The 18,926-nt window shown below is 62.8% G+C and carries 16 protein-coding genes and 2 tRNA genes; 15 read left to right on the forward strand and 3 right to left on the reverse strand.

The window, feature by feature from the left end; all coding sequences use genetic code 11:
• Positions 1–154 precede the first annotated feature (154 nt).
• Entirely contained in the window at positions 155–3,130 is a 2,976-nt protein-coding gene (locus tag HRU71_03565) for a class I SAM-dependent DNA methyltransferase (GenBank protein QOJ02620.1), read from the forward strand.
• 326 nt (positions 3,131–3,456) lie between these two features.
• On the opposite strand, the gene HRU71_03570 is transcribed toward HRU71_03565, so the two are convergent.
• Positions 3,457–3,837: an RNA-binding protein gene (locus tag HRU71_03570; protein QOJ02621.1), complete on the reverse strand. Its 381-nt coding sequence runs from the start codon at positions 3,835–3,837 to the stop codon at positions 3,457–3,459.
• 365 nt (positions 3,838–4,202) lie between these two features.
• On the opposite strand from HRU71_03570, the gene HRU71_03575 reads away from it, so the two are divergent.
• From HRU71_03575 to HRU71_03615, 9 genes are all read left to right on the forward strand, one after another.
• The gene (locus HRU71_03575; protein ID QOJ02622.1) at positions 4,203–5,417 is read left to right on the forward strand and encodes a tetratricopeptide repeat protein; all 1,215 of its coding nucleotides are present in this window, start codon (positions 4,203–4,205) and stop codon (positions 5,415–5,417) included.
• Between the two features lie 92 nt (positions 5,418–5,509).
• Complete coding sequence (locus tag HRU71_03580; protein ID QOJ02623.1) at positions 5,510–5,698, forward strand: hypothetical protein; 189 nt, start codon at positions 5,510–5,512, stop codon at positions 5,696–5,698.
• 36 nt (positions 5,699–5,734) lie between these two features.
• Positions 5,735–6,013, forward strand: a complete 279-nt coding sequence (locus HRU71_03585) for a TlpA family protein disulfide reductase (protein ID QOJ02624.1) — start codon at positions 5,735–5,737, stop codon at positions 6,011–6,013.
• Positions 6,014–6,120: 107 nt separating this feature from the next.
• Positions 6,121–6,984: a pantoate--beta-alanine ligase gene (locus tag HRU71_03590; GenBank protein QOJ02625.1), complete on the forward strand. Its 864-nt coding sequence runs from the start codon at positions 6,121–6,123 to the stop codon at positions 6,982–6,984.
• Between the two features lie 47 nt (positions 6,985–7,031).
• The gene (locus tag HRU71_03595; protein QOJ02626.1) at positions 7,032–8,261 is read left to right on the forward strand and encodes a prolipoprotein diacylglyceryl transferase; all 1,230 of its coding nucleotides are present in this window, start codon (positions 7,032–7,034) and stop codon (positions 8,259–8,261) included.
• A gap of 88 nt (positions 8,262–8,349) precedes the next feature.
• Positions 8,350–10,035 (forward strand): HEAT repeat domain-containing protein, encoded by a 1,686-nt coding sequence (locus HRU71_03600; GenBank protein ID QOJ02627.1) that lies wholly within the window; start codon positions 8,350–8,352, stop codon positions 10,033–10,035.
• An 81-nt stretch (positions 10,036–10,116) separates the two neighbouring features.
• A complete protein-coding gene (locus tag HRU71_03605) occupies positions 10,117–10,323 on the forward strand; it encodes a hypothetical protein (protein QOJ02628.1) in 207 nt (68 codons plus the stop codon).
• Between the two features lie 50 nt (positions 10,324–10,373).
• The gene (locus tag HRU71_03610) at positions 10,374–11,966 is read left to right on the forward strand and encodes a hypothetical protein (GenBank protein ID QOJ02629.1); all 1,593 of its coding nucleotides are present in this window, start codon (positions 10,374–10,376) and stop codon (positions 11,964–11,966) included.
• Complete coding sequence (locus HRU71_03615; protein QOJ02630.1) at positions 11,966–13,663, forward strand: hypothetical protein; 1,698 nt, start codon at positions 11,966–11,968, stop codon at positions 13,661–13,663. The genes HRU71_03610 and HRU71_03615 overlap by 1 nt, the downstream gene beginning before the upstream one ends.
• A gap of 199 nt (positions 13,664–13,862) precedes the next feature.
• On the opposite strand, the gene HRU71_03620 is transcribed toward HRU71_03615, so the two are convergent.
• Both HRU71_03620 and HRU71_03625 read right to left on the reverse strand, forming a co-directional pair.
• The gene (locus HRU71_03620) at positions 13,863–14,522 is read right to left on the reverse strand and encodes a methyltransferase domain-containing protein (protein ID QOJ02631.1); all 660 of its coding nucleotides are present in this window, start codon (positions 14,520–14,522) and stop codon (positions 13,863–13,865) included.
• A gap of 253 nt (positions 14,523–14,775) precedes the next feature.
• Positions 14,776–14,849: transfer RNA gene (locus HRU71_03625), tRNA-Val, on the reverse strand.
• A 168-nt stretch (positions 14,850–15,017) separates the two neighbouring features.
• On the opposite strand from HRU71_03625, the gene HRU71_03630 reads away from it, so the two are divergent.
• The 5 genes from HRU71_03630 (at position 15,018) to HRU71_03650 (ending at position 18,912) form a co-directional block, all read left to right on the forward strand.
• A tRNA-Lys gene (locus tag HRU71_03630) sits at positions 15,018–15,090 on the forward strand.
• 27 nt (positions 15,091–15,117) lie between these two features.
• On the forward strand, positions 15,118–16,302 hold the full coding sequence (locus HRU71_03635; protein ID QOJ02632.1) for an inositol-3-phosphate synthase: 1,185 nt from the start codon (positions 15,118–15,120) through the stop codon (positions 16,300–16,302).
• A complete protein-coding gene (locus HRU71_03640) occupies positions 16,299–17,156 on the forward strand; it encodes a sugar phosphate isomerase/epimerase (protein QOJ02633.1) in 858 nt (285 codons plus the stop codon). The genes HRU71_03635 and HRU71_03640 overlap by 4 nt, the downstream gene beginning before the upstream one ends.
• Positions 17,153–18,031 carry a UbiA family prenyltransferase gene (locus HRU71_03645; protein ID QOJ02634.1) on the forward strand — a complete coding sequence of 293 codons (879 nt, stop codon included), beginning with the start codon at positions 17,153–17,155 and terminating at the stop codon, positions 18,029–18,031. Before HRU71_03640 ends, HRU71_03645 begins: the two co-directional genes overlap by 4 nt.
• A 29-nt stretch (positions 18,032–18,060) precedes the next feature.
• Positions 18,061–18,912: a sugar phosphate isomerase/epimerase gene (locus HRU71_03650; protein ID QOJ02635.1), complete on the forward strand. Its 852-nt coding sequence runs from the start codon at positions 18,061–18,063 to the stop codon at positions 18,910–18,912.
• Positions 18,913–18,926: the final 14 nt, after the last annotated feature.

Consider the following 18,926-nt stretch of genomic DNA (forward strand, 5'->3'; position numbering starts at 1 on the left):
CAGTTTAGGCAGCCGGTGAAAGGCTGGCAAGAAACGATAATCGCAGGCGATTCACAGTCTCACCATGGCTCTTTGAAGAACTCGGACCACAACTTCGTCACGCTTTCTTAGTACTCGCTGGGCACCTCGCATCCATGTTATAGTCTCGCCTCGTATGGGTCACGAAAAAGATCGAGAAGAACGCCTAGCCAAATTCGTCGAATACGCCAAGCTCCTCGAGGGTTACGAAAAGGGCGAGGCGCAAGTATTTCTTGATCGCCTTTTCAAGGCGTTTGGTCGCCACGGCATCGTTGAAGCCGGGGCGACCATGGAGAAGCGCGTCCGCAACGATACGGGCGGAACATCCTTTGCCGACCTTGTCTTCAAGCCCGTCGTCCTGATCGAAATGAAAAAACGCGGCGAGGACCTCTCCCGCCACCTCCAGCAAGCGCTCGACTACTGGTTTCGCCTCGTCCCCAATCGCCCGCGTTACGTCGTCCTGTGCAACTTCGACGAATTCCGCATTTACGACTTCGACGTTGATATCAACGAGCCGCAAGACAGCGTCACGCTTGACGAACTTCCCACGCGCTATGGTCCGCTTGCCTTTCTATTCCCCACCAACGAGCGACCGCTCTTCAAAGTGGACCGGCTGCATGTCACGCGCCAGGCGGCCGATCAGCTCGCCGCGGTCTACAACATTTTGGCCGCTCGCCGGAAAGTCTGCCCCGAAACGGCACAGCGGTTCATCCTTCAAATGTTGGTCGCGCTCTTCTCGGAGGATATCGGGCTGCTCCCCAAACACTTCGTCACCCGATTGCTCGAAGATTGCACCGACCCGCCCAAGGCGTTTGAACTCATCGGCGGCCTCTTTAATGCGATGAACAACCCCAGGAGCGCATCCGGCGGGCGATTCAAGGAAGTCCCCTATTTCAACGGTGGCATCTTCTCCAAGCCGGCCCCGATTGAATTGCAGCATGAAGAACTGTCGATACTCAAGAGCGCGGCGAGATACAACTGGGCGCATGTCTCCCCGGACATCTTCGGGACGATCTTCCAGCACTCGATGGGCGCCAAAGAGCGACACGCGCTCGGCGCGCACTACACCGCCCCCACCGACATCATGAAGATCGTCGGCCCGACCATCGTCCAGCCGTTCACCGAAGCGATTTCGCGTGCGAAGAATCCGAAGGAACTCGCTGCATTGCGCGGTAGGCTGCAATCCCTGCGCGTGCTCGACCCGGCTTGCGGCTCGGGCAACTTTCTCTATCTGGCCTACCGCGAGATGCGCCGGCTCGAAGTCGTCATCCTCACCAGGGAGAATCAACTCACCGGCGCGAAGGGGCAGACCGCACTTGGCGGGATCTCACCGAAGCAGTTCTTCGGGATGGACATCATCCCATTCGCCGTCGAATTGGCCAAAGTGACGCTCTCGCTCGCGCCCAAGCTGGCATCCGACGAACTGCACACCACTGAATCGACTCTGCCGCTTTTCAACCTCGATGCCAACATCCACTGCAAGGATGCTCTCATCAACGCCGACGGCAGCCGTGCAGACTGGCCCGCCGCCGACATCATCATCGGAAATCCGCCCTTCCTCGGAGCCAAGCGGCTCAAGCCCGAACGCGGCGCCGACTATGTCAACGCCGTGCGCAAGGCCTACCCCGAAGTCCCCGGCATGGCCGACTATTGCGTCTATTGGTTCCGCCGCGCACACGACCAACTCAAGCCCGCGTCGCCCGAGGACCCCTTCACCGGCCGCGCCGGACTCGTCGGCACGCAGAACATCCGTAACAACCAGTCGCGCGTCGGCGGGCTTGACCACATCGTCAAATCCGGCGTCATCGTCGAGGCCGTCGAGAACCAGCCGTGGTCAGGCGAAGCCAACGTGCATGTCTCCATCGCCAACTGGGTCAAGACCCCCTCTCCCTCGAAGGGAGAGGGCCGGGGTGAGGGTGGCAAGCCGAACGAATCGAAACTCCTCATCCCCTCGCCGCGCAAGCTCTGGCAGAAAGTCGATCCCAAGCTGCCCTCGTTCGAAGGCGATTCACCACGCGGCCACGCGAAAGTCGTGACATCCTGCAAGCGGCGTGGACAAAGAAAAGACAAGTCGTACGAACTGGCTTTCAGGAAGTGCCCGATCATCAACTCTGCACTGTCAGATTCTCCCGATGTTGCTAGCGCAAGAATATTGGATGTGAACGCACGCCCTCAACGATCCTTTCAGGGAGTCGTTCCAGGCTATAGCGGATTCGTCCTAACGCTTGCCGATCGAACTCGATGGTTATGTTTTTCAAAAGTGGTCCGCCCTTTCATGGTCGGCCGAGATATGTTGACAAACGGCATACCCAGCCGCGCGATCATCGATTTTGCCGACATGGATATGCTCGCAGCCCGATCTTTTGACAAGCCATTCGACTACATCGAGAAGAATGTACTCCCGAAAGTCCGCGAGACTGCCCAGAAGGCCTCCGATAGTGATAGTGATATGGCAAAAGCACGAGCCGATCATCTGGATCGATGGTGGCAATTCTGGAATGTCCGCATTGGAATGAGGCGAGCGTTCGAGCCCCTATCGAGATATCTTGCATGTGCTCGAGTCACCAAGCGACCAGTTTTCGTCTTTTGCCATGTGGAAATACTACCCGATGGTGCGCTTCAGACCTTCGCCTTCAACGACGACTATTCCTTCGGCATCTTGCAATCCAACGCCCATTGGGAATGGTTCGTCGCCAAGTGTTCGAAACTCAAAAGCGATTTTCGCTACACGCCTGAATCGGTCTTTGACACCTTCCCCTGGCCGCAGACGCCGACGATGAAGCAGGTGAACGATGTGGCCGCGGCCGGGCGGGAGATTCGCCGCATCCGCGCCGAGGCGTTGAAGAATATCAAGGGCGGCCTGCGCGCCCTCTACCGCTCGCTGGAACTGCCCGGCAGGAATCCGCTCAAGGATGCCCACGCCGCCCTCGACGCGGCCGTGCTGGAGGCCTACGGGTTCTCCGCCACGGGCGACATCCTCAAGCAATTGCTCGATCTGAACCTGTCCGTCGCCGCGAGGATTGAAAAGGGTGAGTCCGTCACATCGCCCGGCGTTCCGCCCTCGTACGGCGACCCCCGCCCGCTGATCACCGACGATTGCATCCAGCCGTAGCGTGGGAACAAAAAAAGCGGAGGCGCACTCATCGAGCGCGCCTCCGCTGAATGAACTTCAAACGTGTCGGCAGGTGAAAGCGCCGCGGCTGATTGACAGCGCACGTCACCCTCACCCCGGCCCTCTCCCTTGAAGGGAGAGGGAGTGCAATGCCAGACTGATATCCGCCACCGCACACCGATCCTCGCATGTCGTGAAAAGGCGACCGCTCGTGCTCGCGGAAGCACCCCAAAAAAACGGAAGCGCACCGAATCGATGCGCTTCCGTCGCAATTGCACAAACACGATTGAGCTGAATCGATCTGCCCGTCGTCGGCGCGCCGCGAATTACCACTCTCGTCCGCCGCCACCACCGCCGCCGCCGTAGCCGCCGCGACCGCCGCGCCCACCACCGCCGCCGCCACGACCGCCGCCGTAGCCGCCGCGACCACCGCCACCGTAGCCGCCGCCGCCGCGGTTCTCCTTCGGTCGCGCCTCGTTGACCGTCAGCGCCCGGCCGCCCTGCTGGGAACCGTTGAGCGCGTCGATCGCTGCCTGCGCCTCGGAGTCGTTGGACATTTCAACGAAGCCGAAGCCCTTGCTGCGACCGGTGTCGCGATCGCTGATGATCTGGGCGCTGGTGACCGAGCCGTGCGCCGAAAAGAGTTGTTCCAGTTCACCATCGGTCATCGAGAACGGAAGGTTGCCCACGTACAGTTTCTTCGCCATCTGAATTTCTGGCCTCCTGGCCATCGAACAAAAGACCCGCCCAATCAAATACTTTCCGGGCGGACAAGAAAGGGCCCGTGGTCACGGACCAGAGAGGCGGAGGCGTGCGACCGGGAAGCGGAACCATCTCCACAGAAGTGCGCGAACCCAACTCGAACGTCAAACCGACCGGTAGATAGCATACCCCGGACTGCGCCCGGCTGTAAATATGGGAATTCGTGGGCTTTTTCACATGGATGCCCGCCTTAACCTCGACCGGTCGAACGTGTCTGAACTGTGAAAGCAGGCGAAACCCCGGCCGCGCGCTGCATTCCAGACCAGGGATGGCTATTCTCCCCCGACCTTTAACCTCCAGGAGTTCATTCATGCCCAATGTTCCACTCCCGGCCCTGATGGCCCTGTCCGCGTTGATCGGGCTGACCGCATCGGCGGATGCCAAGGAGAAACAAATCGTGACCGTCTCGTACGTGGTCGGTCCGGAGAAGGGTCCGCCCGAGGGGATCACGACGGTGGCGGTGATCGACGCGGGGGTGTCGAGCATTGACGGGATCAAAGGCAACGCGCGCGAGCGGAAATGGGCGGGGATCGCTGCGGACCTGCTGGAGGCGATGTTGCAGGACGGCGCGGCGAAAGCGGCTTCATCGAGTCACAAGCTGACGGTCGTGCAGCGCCGCGCGACGAAGGCGATCCTCGATGAGCAGGACCTGCAACTGGTCGGCATCGTCGAGGGCGACGCCGCGGCGCGCGCGGGCAAGCTGCTTTCGGTGGACGGCCTCATCATGAGCCGGATCAACATCAACATCGACGTGCAGAAGCGCACCAGGTCGCAGATCGACTGGGGTCGAATGCTCGGCGGCGCGCTGGGCGGTCCGCCGCCGGCGCCGCGCGACGTGCGGTATCGTCGCGGTCCGGGTCCGTTTCGCGGGCGGCTGGGAGGAGGAGGCGGTCCCGGTCTTCCGACGCGCGAGATCGAGGAGATCAGCCGCAGCCTGACGGTGCAGTGTTCGTTCAGTTTGGTCGATGCGGTGACGGGCAAGAGCGTGCTGCACCATGCGCCGCCGGTGTTTCAAAAGACGGATAAGAAATCGCCGGATTTCTTTTTCGGTCAGTTCATTGAGGCGGGCGACCTCGATCCGGTGGATCACTTCATCGGTGAGCTGGTGGAGCGGGCGGCGCGGGATTTCGCCAGCCGACTGGTGCCGGTGACGGTGGAGCAGACTTATGAGATCATCGGGCGCGGCAAGTACGGCGAGCAGGCGGTGCGGGCCTTGCGCGGCGACAACTTCCGCGAGGCGATCGCTCTCTTTGAGAAGGAATACCAGAAGGAACCGGACGAACCGGACACGGTCTTCGCGCTGGCCGTGACGTGCGAGCTGGCAAACGAATACGAGCAGGCGCTGAAATGGTATCAGACGCTCGTATCAATGAAGGAAGCGGACGAGGATGACTTGCCGATGTACCTCGACGCGAAAAAGCGGCTGACGGCGCACATCGGGCGGATCCTTCGCAGCGCACCCAGGGAGATTCCGCCAAACGGCGAAACGGCATCGGGCGAAGAAAACCGGCAACCACAGCCGTGATGCGTGCGGCAGGCAATTGCCTGCCGCGGACTCGTACACCGGACCGAACGAAGGCTTGAATCCAACCCCATCGCGAAGGTAGGATTGGACGCATGAACATTCCACGAAGCTTGGCACTCGGTTCGCTGGTGGCGCTCGCGTCGCTGGCGAGTTGCTCCCAATCGACTAGTCCGATGAAGCAGGCGGCGGACTTCACGCTCGACAGCCTGGATGGCGGAAAAGTCTCGCTGTCTCAAAAGCGCGGCCAGGTGGTGCTGATCGGGTTCTGGGCGGTCAAGTGAGGGCCCTGCCGTGCGGAGGCTCCGCACTTCAAGGCGTTGCAGGATAAGTACGCATCGCGCGGGTTTACCATCCTGGCCGTCAATGCGTGGAATGAACCGAAAGACATGGTTCAGGAGTTCGCGAAAAAGAACAGCCTGAACTACCCCATCCTTCTCGACGGCAAACAGGTCTTCCGCGACGACTACGGCGGCAAGTCGATTCCGCACTCGTTCCTGCTTGACAAGCAGGGGCAGATTGTCTGGTCGCAGATCGGCTGGGGCGACGAGATGACGGAAGTACTGGAAAAAAAGATCGAGGAATTGCTGGCAAAATAATGCTTCCGGCGATCACTGCTCGTTTCCATTGAACGGATCACGTCCGCTCGCTCCGAGGGACTCCACCGAATCGCACGGAACACGTTGCGCTGTTATCCTGTTGCGCAATGCAAGTTGTACCCTCCGCCACCGCTCTTCGAGACGCCGTCGCCGCCGCACGCGCGGGCGGGCGCACGATCGGCTTCGTGCCGACCATGGGCGCGCTGCATGCCGGGCATGTCAGCCTGATCGATCGCTGCCGGGCCGATGGCTGCTTCACCGTCGTGAGCATCTTCGTGAATCCGACGCAGTTCGGGCCGAATGAAGACTTGAGTAGATATCCGCGGACGTACGAGGCCGATCGCGCGGCTTGTGAGCGCGCCGGGGTCGATGTCCTCTTCGCGCCAACCACCGATGAAATGTACCCCGCCGGTGAGCAGACGCGCGTGCGGCCGGGCAAGCTGGCCGATGCACTGTGTGGTCCGTTTCGACCGGGGCACTTCGAGGGCGTCTGCACGGTCGTCGCCAAGCTGCTCAACATCGTGCAACCCGATTTCGCCTATTTCGGGCAAAAGGACGCCCAGCAGGCACTGATCATCCGCCGCCTGGTGATCGACCTCGCCATGCCGGTGCGGATCGTAACGTGCCCGATCGTTCGAGATGCCGACGGTCTGGCGCTGTCCAGCCGAAACGCGATGCTGTCGCCCGCGGAGCGCGGGCAGGCGCTGGCATTGTATCGCGCGCTGTGTGCCGGGCGCGATGCGCTTCTCCGAGGCGAGGCATCCATCGGCCGAATCATCGCCGCCATGCGAAATACGGTGGTGCAATCCGCGGGGTCAGTCGTGATCGACTACTTGAGCCTCGTGGATCCTGAAACACTGGAGCCGATCACCCTGCCCTGCCGGCGTGTGCTGATCGCCGGAGCGATTCGTCTCGGCGGCGTGAGATTAATCGACAATCTCACCGTGGAAATCCCGCCGCCGACCCCATAGGATGCCTCGCGTGAGACCTCTAACGCCCTGAAACCCGCCGCGATTCCATGTATCCCACGCTCTTCAAGATTCCCTTCCTTCCCGACTGGCTGGCCGACGTCAAGAGTTACGGCGTCATGCTCATGGTCGCGTTCCTGACCGGCATCTGGATGGCGTGTCGGCGCGCGGATCGGTCGCAGGCCAACGCCGACACGGTGCTGAACATCGGCTTTCTCTCGCTGATCTGCGGCGTGGCCGGCGCGCGGATCATGTTTGTATGGCACTACTGGGATTCGCGCTTCGCGAACACCCCCAACCCGCTGGCGGCGGTGTTCGATCTGCGCTCCGGCGGGCTGGAGTTCTGGGGCGGGCCGCTGCTGGTGATTCCGGTTCTAATTATCTATCTGCGTCGTTTTGCGAAGGCGTCGGTCCGGTGGTACCTCGATATCACGGCCCCCTCGCTGGCGTGGGGTCTCGCGGTCACTCGGATCGGCTGCTTTTTGAATGGCTGCTGCTGGGGCGCGGCCTGCGTCGATCACACCGATCCGGCGCGCGAGCGGGCCGAGGTGCCGTGGGCGGTTCATTTCCCCTACGGCAGCCCGGCGATGGTGCAGCAATTCAAGTTCGGGCAACTGACGATTCCCAAGGAACTGATCACGGTGGATCGCGCGGGTGAATCGACGCCCTTCTACGTCGAGTACCTCAAGCTCGCCGCGGCGGACAACGGCAAGACCTACGCGGCCCTGAACGACCGCCTGACCGCTGCTCGTCAAGCGTTGGCGCGGCCCGAGATCGCGGCGGATCCAAACAAGCTCGCCCGGGCCAACGACGAAGTGCAGGCCGCGACCCGCGCCTTGCAGGACTTCACACAGTCCAACCCGATCGGCGCGGTCGAGCGCCACGCGCGGCGGTTTGGTCTCACGGCGGCCCAGCTCTGGGAGATGGCGCAGCATTATCATTCCAAGCCGGCGCATCCCACGCAACTGTACGAGACCATCTCGGCGTCGATTATCTGTCTCGTGTTAACGCTGCTTTTCTACTATCGCGAGCGGCACGGGATCGTGCTCGGATGGTTCCTGATGCTCTATTCCGTTTCGCGGATACTGAACGAGTCGATTCGTCAGGATAACCCGCTGGATTCGATGGGCCTGACGATTTCACAATTCATCAGCATCGGTACGTTCATCACCGGGTTGGCGTGGGTGGTGGTGGTGCACACGGCGTTCCCGAAGTTCAGCCCGCGGGCTGTGCCGTTTGTCTATCCCGCCGATCCTTCGCCGCAACCCGCGACGCGATGACTTTCTCGCATGTCGGTTTCTCCGCTTCGCGTGGTGTATAATCCGTTGCAATCGCCCCGCCGCCGTCGACTCCGCGAGCGAATTTGCCATGCTCCAACATCGCCGCCACATCCTGCACATCGCCGCGCTGATCGCCCTGTTCGGCGCCGCGCCGGCGACGTTGGCCGGCGATCCGCCGCGTAAGTCCAAACCCGCCCCACGAGAAAAACCGTCGAAGAAGCCGGCCCCCCAGCGGATGGATTTCAAGAACAACGTGCTGCCCGGCCAGCTCACGACCCACGAAGTGCGCCGTGCGACCCGCCGCTCGCGTCTGACGGGCAAGTCGCTTGAGACCTTCAGCTACGAACAGGTCGCGACGTGGACGCAGATCAACATGGCCGACCCGAAGCCTGCGACGGCGACGCTGTACCAGATGATGGCGGATGGGCCTGCCAAGGTGCTGGGCTACTTCAAGGACAACAAGCAATTGAAGAGCGCGCCCACGGCGGCGCGGTCGCTGCTTTCGCGTGGAAGCACGCGGCTGGAAAGCGCGGAAAAGTCAATGCGCGATAGCCCGGCCCTGGTCCCGCGCGTGGAAGGGCCGGAGCGTGCGATCCTGGAACTGGTGCTGGACGTCGCGCACTGGCCACCCAAACGGATCGAGGCAGGCCACAAGTGGGAACGCGATGTGAAGGCGCCCGATTTCACCGGGACGCAAACCTTTGAGTTCGTCGATCTGACGAAGGAAGGCGGAGAAACGCTGGCTCGGCTGACGATGTACGGCAGCGGGCGATTTTCCGGCGGGCTGGAACGCGAGTACGAGTTCGGGAAGGTGCAGGCGGTCATTCACTGGGCACGGCTCGATCAGCGGCTGGAGCGCATCGAGGCGCAGGCGTCTTGGCGGCGGCTGCGCGGCGACGTCCCGGTTGAGTACGACATGAAAATTCAAGTGAAGCTGCTCCACGCGCAGCGCCTGGCGGAATCGGTGCAGGAACGGCTCAAGCAGCAGGTGGAGGCGATCAATCTCGCGGCACGGGAGACGCAACTGGGCCATACGCGCGACGCGGCCAAACTGGTGGAAGGCTTCGTGCAGCAGTATCCCGACTCGCCGTGGATGCCGGTCATCGCCGATCTGCGCGCCAAGATTAAAGCACAGAACGACGCCCAGGCGCGCTTGAGCAACGCGGAGCTTCTCAAGTCGATCGGTACGCTTTTCCTCGAGCTGGAAGCCGCGAACGAAAAGGCCGACGACGATGCCCGAGAGAGCGCGGCAAACTTGCTCTCGGCGCTCGCGAACGACTACGGCCCGCGCCTGCGCAAACACGCGGAGTCCGCCGATGAGCAAACGCGCGGGCTGGCGATCTTCGCGCTGGCGTTTTCGGCGAAACCGGACGATTTCGCTTCGGTCGAAGACGCCTGCTCGGACTCCTCAACGCGCGTACGCACGCTGGCCATATCGGCCATTGCCGCGAGCGGCCGATCCGGCGTCCGCGCGGATTTGCTGCTCAAGCTGCTGGAGGACAAAACCGCCGGCGTCCGCGCCCGCGCGGCCGATGCGGTCACCGCCTGCATTCGGCGGGACGACCTCTCGGTTCAGTCGCTCGTCGAAGCGCTGGAAAAAATAATGATCCACGACGACACGCTCGCGGTACGGCGCAGCGCCATCCGCGCGATCGAAGCCATCGGCGGGCCGGGTGACATCCCGCGCCTGGAGCAAGCCCTCTCGCACGAACTGGACCGCGACAATCGCGCTGCAATTCAACGCGCCATCGAGCGGCTCCGTGCGCGCGGCTAGCGCCCTTGAAACTTGGTTCCGTTTTATAACCGCAGGTCGTCGCGCCGTTACGTTATATTCCCGTAGCGAGGAGCGCGAAGCATGTTTCTGCCCGTCACGTTCATCGTCCTGCTTATCGTGGCTGCGTGCCTGATCCTCGGAATCTGGCTGTTGCGGCAGGCTGCGCGCGATCGACCCCAACCCCCGCGGGGGACGGCCGTCATGCGATGGACGCGTTGCGTTGTTCGAAATGCGGACAAGTCGAACCAGTCGTCGCACAGTTCTGCGGTCATTGCGGCGCGCGGTTGACGTAGCGCCGTCTCGCGGGCATTCTCACGCGCGCCAGGAGGATTCGTATCATGACGGATTCCGGTTCTGAACCACGTTTTCCACGCCGACCTCTGCAACCGATGAACTTTCCGCGCAGCGGCGGAATCGTCGGTTTGCTGCTGTTGCTGGTTGTCGGCGTACTGGGGTTTTTCTGGATCGTCGTGCGCATCGAAGTGCCGGCGAATCACATCCTCGTGCTCGTGAACAAGACGGGCAAACTGCTGCCGCCGGAACTGCGCGACCAGTTCGGCGATCAGGTCGTGCTCTATCCCGAGTTGGTCAAGTCCATCGCCGAAAAAACCGGAAGCACCCCCGAGGCCGTTCGCGACGGTTACAAAGGCGTGCGGTTTGAAGTGCTTCCCGAAGGCCGGCACTGGTACAACCCGTTCAGTTACGAGCGGGTGGTTGTGCCGGCGATCCTCCTGAAACAGAATGAAGTCGGGGTGCTGATCCGCAAGTACGGCAAACCGCTGCCCTTTCCGAAGACCGTGGCGACCGAGCCGGACGAGCGCGGGCCGGTCGCTGAAACACTGGCGCCCGGGCGGCACAACATCAACCCCTTCGCGTACGAGCTGCAAACGTTCCCGGCGATTGCCATCCCCGAAGGCCACGCCGGCGTGGTGACGTTGTTAAGCGGAACGGATCCGGTCAAGAAGAACACGTTTGTAGTAGAACCGGGCGAAAAGGGTGTGCAGCGCGCCACCCTGCCGCCCGGCTTGGAATACATCAACCCGTACCTGAAACAGATCGACATCGTGGACGTGCGCAGCCAGAAGTGCGATATGGTCGGCGACGACGCGATTCACTTTCCCTCGTCGGACAGTTTCACCATCACCATCGAGGGCACGATCGAATGGGCGATTCGGCCCGATCACGTCGCCGAAGTCACCGTGGCCTACGGCGATAAGCGAGACATCCTCGACAAGATCATCCTGCCCAACGTGCGCAGCCTCGCCCGCATTCAGGGGTCCAAACTCCAGGCGCGCGAGTTCATCAGCGGCAAGTCGCGCGCCGCGTTCCAGGAACGCCTGTTGAGCGAGCTGAAGAGTGAATGCTGGAGCCAGGGAATCGACATCAAGTCGGCCCTCGTCCGCGACATCAAGCCCCCGGCCGAGATCGCCTCGCTCATCAGCCAGCGCGAACAGGCCGATCAGGAAATCGAACGCTACACCAACCAGATCGAGGAAGCCAAGGCCGAAGCGCGGCTCGTCGAACAACAGGAATTGCAGAATCAAAACAAGGCGCTCGGCGAGATGCGCACCCAGATCGTCACGCTGACCAAGGAAGCCGAGCAGCGCAAGAACGTCGCCGTGACCAGGGCCAATCGCGAGTTCTCCGTCGCCAAGCTGACCCTGGAAGCAGCCGAGAAAGAGGCGGCGGCGCTTCGCTCACGCGGCGAAGCCGAGGCCAACGTCATTCTGTTTGGCTTTCAGGCGCGGGCCGAGCCGCTCAAGGCGGCGGTCAACGCCTTCGGAGATGGCACGGCCTACGCCCAGCAGTTCTTTTATCAGAAGGTCGCACCGTCCATCCAAAGCATTCTGACCAATACCGACGGACCGTTCGCGGACATCTTCCGCAACTTTGAATCGAATCCGTCCGCCGCGAAGGGAGGCAACCGCTAATGGGAAACAAACTTCGCATTCTGATGGGGTCATTGCTCGTCCTGGGCGGCGTCATCACGGCCGTGTTCTGGTTCTCGTTCCGCATTTTCGTACCGCCGGACAAGTGCGCCGTTCTGATCCGAAAAATGGGCACGCCGCTGCCGGCCGGACAGATCGTCGCGACCGAGCCGGGCCAGAAGGGCATCGAGCTGGATGTGCTCGGCCCTGGTCGGCACTTCCGCGATTCGTTCCGCTACGAATGGGAGCTGAAAGATCTGACGGTCATCCCCGCGGGCGATCCGGCGTCCTGGGAATGGATTCACACGATCAGCTCGCGTGCCAAGCAGCGTATTCGCGGCGGGCAGTTCGTGCCGCAGGGCAAGTTTCCCATGATCGGCGTCGTCACGCGGCGCATCGGGCAAAAGCCGCCGCCGGGGCAACTGATCGTCAAGCGCGATTCGCCCTATGCCGGCATCCTCGAAGAAGTGCTTACCCCAGGCACCTACAAGATCAATCCGTACGCCTATGAAGTCGAGCTGCACCCGGCGACGGTGATCCCCGCGGGCTTCGTCGGCGTCGTGACCAATCTGTTCGGCAATGCGCCGGAAGAACGCGTGACGCAGATCCTCCCTGAACTGGACTCCAACGACACGACCGAATCCGCTGCATCCAGCCAACTGGTGAGCTTTGTCCGGCCGCTGGCCAACCCCGGCGAGCGCGGCACCTTGAAGGATGTCTTGCAGCCGGGCGTCTATTTCATCAATCCCAAGCTGCAAAAAGTGACGCTGATCGAGATCGGCTTCAATGAGTTCAGCACGACGAACGTCCCTGGCGAGCAGACGTATCAGATCTCGTTCCCGTCGGACACGGGGTTTCTCATTCGCGTCGGCGTCACGGTCGTCTGGGGCATCGACCCGCGCCACGCCGCGCAGATCATCAACGAGTTCGGCAACACCGACGGCGTAATCGACAAGGTCATCGAGCCGCAGCTGCGGTCGATCTGCCGGAACATCGGCTCGACCTACGCGGCGCGCGATTTCATCCAGGGCGAGAAGCGCGAGAAGTTCCAGCGCGACCTGAAAGACGAGTTGAAGCGCGTCTGTCGCGGGAAGAACATCGAAGTACTCCTGGCGCTGGTCCGGGAGATTGACGTGCAGCCGCCCGAGTTCATGACCGGCGGCGAGAACGCCGAGGACCTGAAGCGCACGATCCAGGAGAGTTACATCGCCAAGGAAAAACAGATCACCAAGGAGAAGCAGCGCGACGCGGCGACCGCCAAGGCCCAACTGGAGGAGTTCAAGAAGAAGGTCGATATCGCCCGCGAGACGATCCGCGCCGAAACGCGCATCGGCGTGGCGAACGTGCAGGCCGACGGTGAAAAACTGGCCGCCGAGATCGACGCCCAGGCGGCCCTGGAGGTCGCGACGATCCAGCAACAGGTCGCCCTGCTCGACGCGCAGCGTACGGAGATTCTGGGACGGGCCAGGGCCGACGTGGAGAAGTTCAAGAAGGCCGCCGAAGCCGAGGGCTACAAGCTGCTGGTCGGTGCGTTCGGCAGCGCGAAGGCGTACAATTTGTATACGTTCGCGGAGAACTTCCAGCCGAAATCGATCAAGCTCTTCTTCGCCGGCGAGGGCACGTTCTGGACCGACCTGTCGCGCTTCGAGGAACTCGGCGCCGCCAAGATCATGCAGGACGGGGCGAAGGCCAAACCCTAGCAACGCAATCGCAGGGTACGCAACGCACAAAGCCTGACGGATGAACGGGCCGACGCTGCATGCTGCAAGCCCGGAGTGCGAAACATCGGGCTTCCAGCAGCATCACTGCCTTAAAGCGAAAACCGGCGATGTTGAACTTTCCCGGATCCGCAAACGCCCGAAGCAGAATCAGGATGAGAAGCCGAAAGCCAAGCGCGAACTACGCCGGTCGCGAGAGGTGAGGCCGGGGGCGCGAGCAGTAGTAAACGCCGCCGGGCGGGACGTTCATCCAGACCATGCGGTAGTTCACGCTGTCAAACAGGCGGTGGTAAAAGCCCTTGAACAGCACCGGAGCCACCGTGATTTGAATGAACATGCCGTTGGGCGTCAGCGCCTCACGCAGCCATTGCCACAGCCGCACCGCGGCGCGCTTCGGCAGGCTGGGCGTCGGCAGGCCGCTTAATACGTAATCCACCTTGTGAATGCCCAGCTTGGCCAGCGGCTCGCGCACGCGTGTCGCGTCGCATTGCAGCAGGTTTGCCTCGGGAAACCGCCGCCGCAAGACCTCGCAGAAATCCCCGTCGTTTTCCACAGCCACGAAGCGATGATGTGGCCGCATGTTCTCGAGAATCTCCTGCGTCACCGGACCGGTGCCCGCGCCGAGTTCGACAATCGTCGCGGGTTTGCTCCAGTCGATCGGCCGAAGAACACCTGCGACGAGCGAAGGGCTGGACGGCACGGCCGATGAAATGGTCCGGCCCTTGGCGAGAAATTTTCGAAAGAACAAACCGAAGTCGGCGGCTTTGGCGCGGCGCTCGGAGAGCGTCGACGCGGCCATTTCAGGTTCGGCGACGTTGGCGTTCAACGGATCGTGGCTCACATAGGCTCCGTGAAGAAAAGTTGAGGATGCTTGCGTAATGCCGGATCTGGTCGGCGGTGCCGCTCACGGCGATTTCAACAGACTCCGTTCCATCGCGCGGGGCGATCAAGCGGACCGGCGCCCGGCGCGTTCGCACCGAGCCTCGGCCACCGCCATCCTCCGCCGACCGCTTCTCCCGCGTCGCGTTCGTCTCACCGCGCCGGTGCGAACGCGCCGCGTGTTGTCCTGTAGCGCCGCGCCGGCCGCCACAGACTGGGCGTTGCAGGACTTGAACCTGCGACCTCCTGCATGTCGAGCAGGCGCTCTAGCCAACTGAGCTAAACGCCCCAAGGCTGCGACGCACAATGCGCCAGCGAACCATTCAGGAATGGTTAAAGAGAACCCCGCGAATGTCAAGCGTAGGGTAATCAATACGTTACGCCCCAGCCGCCGCTTGACGCCTCGCCCTTTGGTCCTTATAAAGATGGGTCCGTGCGGCCCACGGGGCCGGCGATCGCGCGACTAGCTCAATTGGCAGAGCAGCTGACTCTTAATCAGCGGGTTCGGGGTTCAAGTCCCTGGTCGCGCAATGCCCCATACCTTCTGGAACGGCGCCTTGCCGACCGCCTCGGAAAAACTCGGCCTCTGGCTCGTTGGCGCATCCGGCAATGTCGCGACGACGGTCGCCGTCGGCCTCGCCGCGATGGTTTCGGGGCGTGCGCGCCCCATCGGACTTCTGACGGAGTCGCCGGCCTGCCGCGGCTTGCGGATGGTTCCTCTCGCTCGAATTGTTCTCGGCGGGCATGAAATCGCCCGGCGCACCCCGCTGCAAACCGCTCAAGAATTGTCCGGCCAAAGCGGATTATTCGGCGCGGACCTGCTGAAGGCCGTCGCCCCGGCGCTGCGCCAATATGGCCGCCGAATTCGTCCGGGCTACGACCCTAACCGATCGAAGCAACCATCGGCCGCAAGCGTGATCGCGCGACTTCGGCGAGACATCGAATCGTTTCAACGCGCGCAGCGTTTGGCGCGCGTCGTGGTGATTCACGTTGCGTCGGCCGAGGCGGCGTTCGATGCGCGCAAGCTGCCGCGCGAGTGGACCGCCTTTCAGGGGATGCTCACCCGACGATCGTCAGCCGTTCTGCCGTCCAGCGTGCTGTATGCGATCGCGGCGATCGAAGCCGGCGCGGCGTACGTCAATTTCACGCCGGCGGTCGGCGCGGACCTGCCGGCGATTCGCGCGTTCGCCGCGCAGCGCGGCGCGGCCATCATGGGGTCGGACGCCAAGACGGGCGAAAGCCTGCTGCGCTCCGTGCTTGCGCCGATGTTTTCAGACCGATGTCTCGATGTACGGAGCTGGACCGGAGCGAACCTGCTGGGCAACCGTGACGGCGCGAACCTGTCCGACGAGCGAATCAAGGCCGCCAAGCTCCGCTCGAAGGACGCGATCCTCGCATCGCTGCTGACGCCCCGCCCTGACACGCATACGGCGATTGAGTTTGTCGCATCGCTGCACGATTGGAAGACCGCGTGGAACCACGTCCACTTCGCCGGTTTTCTCGGCACGCCCATGACGCTGCAATTCACCTGGCAAGGGTGTGATTCGATTCTGGCCGCACCGCTGGTGATTGACCTGGCGCGGCTCACCGATCTGCATCGTCGCCGCGAAAAATCAGGTGTCATGACGCACCTCGCCTGTTTCTTCAAAGCGCCGATGGACGTGCGCGACCATCACTTCCATCGGCAGATGGCCGCCCTGCACGCCTACCTCGACGAGGCCCGCGCGGAGGCACGCCAATGACGCCGCGCCTCGCATACAGCGCGAATGCTTACCTGCGCTGCGACGTGCTGGAAGCGATCCGGCGCATCGCGGAGATCGGCTACCGCGGAATCGAATTGATGGCCGACGCGCCGCACCTGTGGCCGGCCGAGACAACGCCGCAAACCATCGACGCCGTGTGCGCGGCACTGGAGCGGCGCGGCCTGGCGATTTCCAACGTCAACGCGTTCATGATGAACCGCATCGGCGATCCGCGGCAGCCCTATTGGCATCCGAGCTGGCTCGAACCGAATCGCCAGTACCGCCAGGTGCGAATCGATCACACACTCGCGGCGCTGGCGCTGGCGCGCGACCTGGGCGCGCCGCACATCACCACCGAGCCGGGCGGCCCCAGGCCCGATGGAATGACCTGGCGCAGTGCGTTTCAGCTTTTTGTCGAGATGCTCAAGCCTGTCGTGGAGCGCGCCGAGCAGCTCGGCGTCCGGCTGCTGATCGAGCCGGAGCCGGGGCTGCTGATTGAGCGATGCGAGCAATACCTCGAACTGGCCGACCGGTTCAACTCCCCGGCACTGGGGTTGAATTTCGACGTCGGCCATGCATTCTGCGTGAACGAAGACCCGGCCGTTTGGATCCCGCGCATGCGCGAGCACACGGTTCACTATCACCTTGAAGACATCGCTGCGACGCGCGTGCATGAGCATCTTGTTCCCGGTCGCGGCGCGATCGATTTTCGCGCCGTGCTGGCCTCGATCGGACAGCAGTATTTCGACCGCGGCGGCTGGGCGACCGTTGAGTTGTATCCCTACGTCGATGATCCCGACGGCGCGGGCCGGTCCGCGCTCGCATTCCTCCGCGATGCGGCGGCCGACGCATGAGCAAGCTCCGCGCCTACGCCGAATTGGTGCGGCTGCCGAACCTGTTCACGGCGGCGGCCGACGTGCTGGCGGGCTACTGGCTCTACACGCGTGAGCTTTCAATGACGCCGGTGCTCGGGGCGCTGGTGTTTTCATCCATTTGTCTTTATGCGAGCGCCGTGGCCCTGAACGCGATCGTGGACGTGGAGACGGATCGCGGCGAACGCCCCGGTCGCCCGATCCCTTCGGGCCGATTGACGCTGCATGCCGCGCGACGATGCTTCGCATGGCTGGCGCTGCTGGGCCTCGCGGCGGCTGGGGTGGCGTCGATTCTCACGCGAACGCCGGTTTGCATCGCCTTTGCCGGTTTGATTTTCGTCGCCGGCGCCCTGTACAACCTCGGCGTGAAACACACGCCGCTCCGCGCGGCAAACATGGCGACGTGTCGCGGGCTGAATCTCGCGATGGGCATGTCCGGGCACGCCGCCATCGCCGGGTTGCCGCTGCTGGCACTCTTCACTTACGTCGCCGCAGTCACTCACTTCGGGCGCGACGAAGCGGAAACCGCGGCTCGAAGTCGCTTGCGCACCGGCGCCGCCGGCATCCTGATTGCTCTGCTGTGGCTCGGTTACTTCGCGGCTGAACGCATGATGGCGGATGCGACCGTGCTCGTGCTGTGGCTTGCCCTGATGATTCACGTCGGCCGCGTCGCGTTCCGCGCCATCAGGCGCCCCGTGGCCGCCAACGTGCAATACGCGATGGGCACGTTCATCCTTGCGATCATCCCGTTTGATGCGATCATGGTCTGCGCCGCGCACGGCTGGCGCGGCGGCGTGCCGTTCGCCGCGCTGCTGCTGGGAGCAGTCATCACCGCGCGCCGGGCGCGCCCCACCTAAGCGTCGATGAGTTCATGCACGATTACGCCATGGCTCCAATCCTCTCGTACAACACCAACGGTTTCGCGCACCATCGGCTGCCCGAAGCGATCAAAGTCCTCGCTGACATTGGATACCGTCACGTCGCGATCACGCTCGACATTCATTCGCTCGATCCCGCTGATCCGAATCTCGAAGCGCATGTCGCCGCCGTCCAAGACGCACTGGCGATGCACGAGATGACCTGCACGATCGAAACGGGCGGACGCTTTGTGCTGGACCCCCATCGCAAACACTGGCCCACGTTAATCAGTGCGGCCTCGCGCGATCGACAGCGGCGGATCGATTTCCTGCGCCGAGCCGTTGACGTGGCCCGTGCGCTGGACGCCGACGCCGTCAGCTTCTGGTCCGGCGCGATCGAACCCGGCGTGACCGTCGATTCGGCCTGGTCGCACCTCCGGGAGGGTTGCCGCGATCTACTGATCCATGCACGGAACCGCGCCGTGCACCTGGCCTTCGAACCGGAACCAGGCATGTTCATCGAGACCTGCGATCAGTTCACGAAGCTGGCCGACGAAATGGTGCCGATTTCCGGCGGCATCCCGCTTGGCCTGGCGCTCGATCTCGGCCATGTTCACTGCCTCGGCGACGGCGACGCGGCATCGCGAATCCGTCAATTCGCGGATCAACTTCGCGTCATCCACATCGAGGACATGCGAACCGGCCTGCACGAGCATCTCATGTTCGGCGAAGGCGAGATGGCGTTTCCACCCATCATCGCGGCGCTACGCGAAGTGGGCTACACTGGGCCGCTCGTCGTGGAGCTTAGCCGTCACGGTCACGACGCGGTCAACGCGGCGCGACGGGCGTTTGAGTTTCTGTCGCCCATGCTCACCGGATGACCGCTACGGGGAAA

This window comes from Planctomycetia bacterium (assembly GCA_015200345.1).
GTDB lineage: Bacteria > Planctomycetota > Phycisphaerae > UBA1845 > UTPLA1 > PLA3.